The following is a 4,628-nucleotide window of genomic DNA, read 5'->3' on the forward strand; positions in this document are numbered from 1 at the left end:
ACGGAAAATCTGCAAGCAGATTGCGTGCAAAGCCATCAGGCGGGCTTTATGCAGTGTTTCCACAATACCGCACGAAGCGATCCTGCGGTGAAAAATGCGGAGGTGAAGATCAGATGACCAGTAAAGAATTGCTGTATGTAGAGGACGCACTGGGACATGAGAAGTATTTTCAGACCAAGTGCATGGAGGCTGCCGCACAGATGCAGGACGAAGACCTGAAACAGTGTGTGACGCAAATGGCGGAGAAGCACCGCCAGCTGTTCCGGAATTTTTACGGACTGCTTTAAGGAAACACTGAATAAAGCTTGTGCGTAAGATGCGTAGTCAGATTTTTTGGCAGATTGTCAGAAATTCCGCAGGCAGACTTGATGTATGGCAATTATTATGGCAAGGGATTTCTGGGCAATATGACGGGAAAATCTGTACGCAGATTGCGTGCAAAGCCGTCAGGCGGGCTTTATGCAGTGTTTCCTTAATTCGCAATGGAAAAGGAGGTTACTTCCATGGACGATAAAAATGTAATGGAAAATATCCTGCTGCTGGAAAAGGGCGTTTGCGACCTGTATGTACACGGCGTGATCGAGTCCAGCACCAGCAACGTGCACCAGACGTTCAGTTATGCACTGAGCGATTCCCTCGCCATGCAGGATACCCTGTACGACAAAATGGCGGCAAAGGGCTGGTATCCCACCGACCGTGCCGAGATGACAAAGGTACAGGCGGTCAAGAAGAAGTTCCAGTCGATGCAGGGCTGACGCAGACACAAAAAAGCTGCCGCGTTTTTGCGGCAGCTTTTTTCGGTGTTGTCCTTGACATCTGATACAGGGCATGATACAATACAGGCAACGCTGTACAAAGCCGGCAGGCTTTGCACGGTGTTTCCTTAAAATATCGTATGGTGTAAAATAGAGGGTGTAATATGAAACGAAATTTTTTATTCCATGTATTGCTGCTTTCTGGACTTATCGCAATTAGCATCACTGGTTTTACAGGCTGTTTCTATGAAAACACAAAAGATGCATCGCATGTTTCTGAAACGGAATTAGAGCAGCTTGCGGACGATGCAGATGCTGTTGTCGAAGCATATTTTAAAGAAAAGTATGATGTACAAGCTGCTGTTACAGACCGGTCTATTGCCGGGGGCGTTTTTTTAGGACCGGATCCGTCGGCAGAACCCTATTATAATTGCACTGTCAGCATTACAGATGACGAGGATTATACGGTGTGCAATGCCGAAGTGTACGGAAAACGGGCGGACAAGGAAATAGAATTATACGTAAAAAACGAATCCTATTATGGGAAATTCATGAAAGATAAAACGATACAGTGGATAGAACCATATATCCTGCAAGCCGGTTTTCAGGATCATATCATAGAGTACAGTTGTACGGAGCTATGCTTTCCGTCAGAATATTCTGCCGATCTCACGGCGGATACATTTGTTTCATTCACTTCAAAAGACAGAAGCTTAGCCGCCTGTTTTCAGTTGATGATTTCAGAATCAGAGTATATGCAGCATGAGGATCTATCCAGAGAATTTGACGGCTTGAAAGATCATTTGGAGCAAATTGACGGCGAAATAACATTGCGTATGTATGTCTATGATGATGAAGATTATAAGCAGATCAAAAATGGCAGTGATGCTCATTTTCATAGTATTCTATCCTCAGAAATTTTTAGCTGCACAGGGTGATACGACATTGCATAAGATGTGCAATCCGATTTTGCGGTAGCTTTTTCGACGTTGATTTTGACAGGCTGCACAAAAAATCTTGACATCTCACGCAAGATATGATACAATAAAAATAATTGGACAATTTTTTGCCTGTAAGAGCAGGAGCGTTTTTTGGAAAGGAAGGATTGATTGTCTATGAAGAAGTGGATCGCGGCGATTTCTGCCGCAGTGCTGGCAGTGACCGGAATGGCTTCGGCAATTCCTGCGGCAACGGTGACCGCTGCTGACAGCAAGTACAACTATGGAGAGGCTCTCCAGAAGTCGATGTTTTTCTACGAGGTGCAGCAGAGCGGCAAAAAGCCGGATTGGAACGAAGTCAGCTGGCGTTCGGACTGCATGACCAACGACTATGTGACAGGCGGCTGGTTTGATGCCGGAGATCACCTGAAATTCACACTGACCAATGCGTACTCCGCAGCACTGCTGGGCTGGGGTCTGCTGAACTACGGCGACGGTGTGGAAAAGGCTGGTCAGCGTACCATGTATGAGAACAACCTCCAGTTTGCACTGGATTATCTGGTGGGCTGCGATCAGGGTGACAACATTGTCTATATGATCGGCGACGGCTCGTTCGACCACGTATGGTGGGGCTCTGCCGAAGTATACATGGACAAGTACGAACTAATGAAGGGCGAAACTGAGCGTCCGTACTATACCTGTGAGGACAGCTGCATTCAGGCCGACATGGCGGCGGCACTCTGCACCGGCTATCTGAACTTCAAGGACTCCAAGCCGGAAAAGGCAAAGGAATATCTGGAACACGCCATTGACCTGTTCGACCGTGCCGACAAGCTGCGTGCGATCGGCGATGATGCCGCAGAACAGCCGTACTACAAGATCACCACATTCTATGATGATCTGTTCTATGCTGCAAACTGGCTGTACATGGCAACCGGCGAGCAGAAGTATCTGGATCTGTGCAAGACCGACTATATCCCGAATCTGGGCAAGGAAGAACAGTCCAGCGAAATGAAGTACACATGGGGCATGTGCTGGGACGATGTGATGCAGGGCGGCGTGCTGCTGTATGCGATCAACACCGGCGAATCCCAGTGGAAAGACCAGTTCACCAAGCATCTGGAATACTGGACGACTGGTTACGGCGGCAAGCAGATCACCTATACACCGGACGGTCTGCCGTGGCTGTTCCAGTGGGGTTCTCTCCGCCACGCTACCACGACTGCATTTCTGGCATATGTGGCAGTCGATCAGCTGTATCAGGACGATACCGCCAAGGCTGAAAAGTACACCAAGTTTGCTGACGATGTCATGAACTACTGCTTCGGCGACAACTCCAAAAACTTTAGCTATGTGGTCGGCATGGGTGACGATTATCCGCAGGCATGGCACCACAGAACTTCCAGCGGTGCATGGAATGACAAGTGGAGCAACATCGGACAGACCGAGGGCGAAGATGCCAAGCCCCACGCACACATTCTGTACGGTGCACTGGTCGGCGGTCCGGATCAGAAGGACAGCTATTCTGACAAGATCGGCGACTATCAGTATACTGAAGTTGCGATCGACTATAACGCCGGCTATACCGCAGCACTCTGTGCAATGGTAGAAAAGTACGGCGGCACCTCTGACCCTGACTTCCCGCCGACAGAAACTCCGAAGTGGGACGAATTCTTCATGAAGGCTTCTGTGAACCAGTCGGCTTCCAGCTATACTGAACTGAAAGCCTTTGCCATGAACCACAGTGCATGGCCGGCAAGAACCATCAAGAACCTGTCCTATAACTATTACTTCGACATCAGCGAACTGGTCGATGCAGGTTATTCGATCAATGACGTTTCTGTAAAGATCGGCTACGACCAGCACAGCAGCGATAAGGGCAAGATCTCTATTTCTGATCCGATCCAGTACAGCGGCAATATCTACTATGTCAAGCTGTCCTTTGCAGACGGCAGCGTGGTAATGCCTACCGGTCAGTCGGAACACCGCAGCGAGTGCCAGTTCCGCATTTCGATTCCGGACAACATTCAGGGTGTCTGGGATCCGACAAACGACTATTCCTATGCCGGTCTGGAACAGGGCGGCGAAGATGCTATGGTGGCAACCGACCATATCACCATGTATGACGGCGACACTCTGATCTGGGGCGTAGAGCCGGACGGCACCAAGCCGGATCCGGCAGTTACAACAACAACAACGACGACGACTACAGAACAGACCACCACAACGACAACAAGAGCTACAATGACGACCACTTCGAACGAAATTATCTATGAATCCGCGGGTGCACTTCTGCTGGACGATGAGCCGGAGAAGCTGACCTATCGTGTTGGGGAGGATCTGGATCTCACCGGACTGCGAATTTCCCTGAAGTACTATCACGGAAAAGACAGCTGTGATGTGATCTATGACAAGGTATCGCCCGCCGATTATCCGGATAAATTCACCATAGACACTTCGGAATTTGACAGTTCCAAGTCGGGCACATATACCATTCGTGTGAAAGCAAGCTCGGATTTGATCTTGAACTACCGGTTGTCCTTTGCCGAGGTTTCTTTCAAGGTTACTGTTGAAGATCATGAGAGTACAACAGAAACTTCACCTATTACCACAACCACCACCACCGCTTCCGGACAGCCTACACCGTCAGGAGCAGTCCTCTATGGCGATACCAATCTGGACGGCAGAGTGGACATCACCGATGCTGTGCTTCTGAATAAGTCGGTTGCCGGAGCCGTAGTTCTGGAGGGCGATGCCAAGCAGAATGCAGACTGTGACGGCAGCAACGAGATCGATTCCAATGATGCAGTTGTACTGCTGCGGTTCTTGGTACACATCATCAATTCTCTGCCCAGTGCAGAATGATTCCGGTGATGTCTGAACGACACGCGAAAAACTGTATAAGGGAAACACTGCATAAAGCTTGTGCGTAAGA

At 49.1% G+C, this 4,628-nt stretch carries 4 protein-coding genes; all 4 read left to right on the forward strand.

The genetic code is table 11. The annotated features are described in order from the left end of the window. Positions 1–113: 113 nt before the first annotated feature. Entirely contained in the window at positions 114–287 is a 174-nt protein-coding gene (locus RUMCAL_RS15995) for a hypothetical protein (protein WP_021683007.1), read from the forward strand. A gap of 216 nt (positions 288–503) precedes the next feature. Further along, positions 504–755: a spore coat protein gene (locus RUMCAL_RS11260; RefSeq protein WP_040648061.1), complete on the forward strand. Its 252-nt coding sequence runs from the start codon at positions 504–506 to the stop codon at positions 753–755. 164 nt (positions 756–919) lie between these two features. Then, positions 920–1,693, forward strand: coding sequence for a hypothetical protein (locus RUMCAL_RS11265; protein WP_021683010.1), 774 nt, complete (start codon positions 920–922; stop codon positions 1,691–1,693). A 177-nt stretch (positions 1,694–1,870) separates the two neighbouring features. Further along, positions 1,871–4,558, forward strand: a complete 2,688-nt coding sequence (locus tag RUMCAL_RS11270) for a glycoside hydrolase family 9 protein (protein ID WP_021683011.1) — start codon at positions 1,871–1,873, stop codon at positions 4,556–4,558. Positions 4,559–4,628: the final 70 nt, after the last annotated feature.

The sequence above is a fragment of the Ruminococcus callidus ATCC 27760 genome (genome assembly GCF_000468015.1).
Taxonomy (GTDB): domain Bacteria; phylum Bacillota; class Clostridia; order Oscillospirales; family Ruminococcaceae; genus Ruminococcus_C; species Ruminococcus_C callidus.

Coding starts and splice junctions, on each gene's coding strand:
- RUMCAL_RS11265 (WP_021683010.1), top strand. CDS start 920: ATGAAACGAAATTTTTTATTCCATGTATTGCTGCTTTCTGGACTTATC.
- RUMCAL_RS11260 (WP_040648061.1), top strand. CDS start 504: ATGGACGATAAAAATGTAATGGAAAATATCCTGCTGCTGGAAAAGGGC.
- RUMCAL_RS15995 (WP_021683007.1), top strand. CDS start 114: ATGACCAGTAAAGAATTGCTGTATGTAGAGGACGCACTGGGACATGAG.
- RUMCAL_RS11270 (WP_021683011.1), top strand. CDS start 1,871: ATGAAGAAGTGGATCGCGGCGATTTCTGCCGCAGTGCTGGCAGTGACC.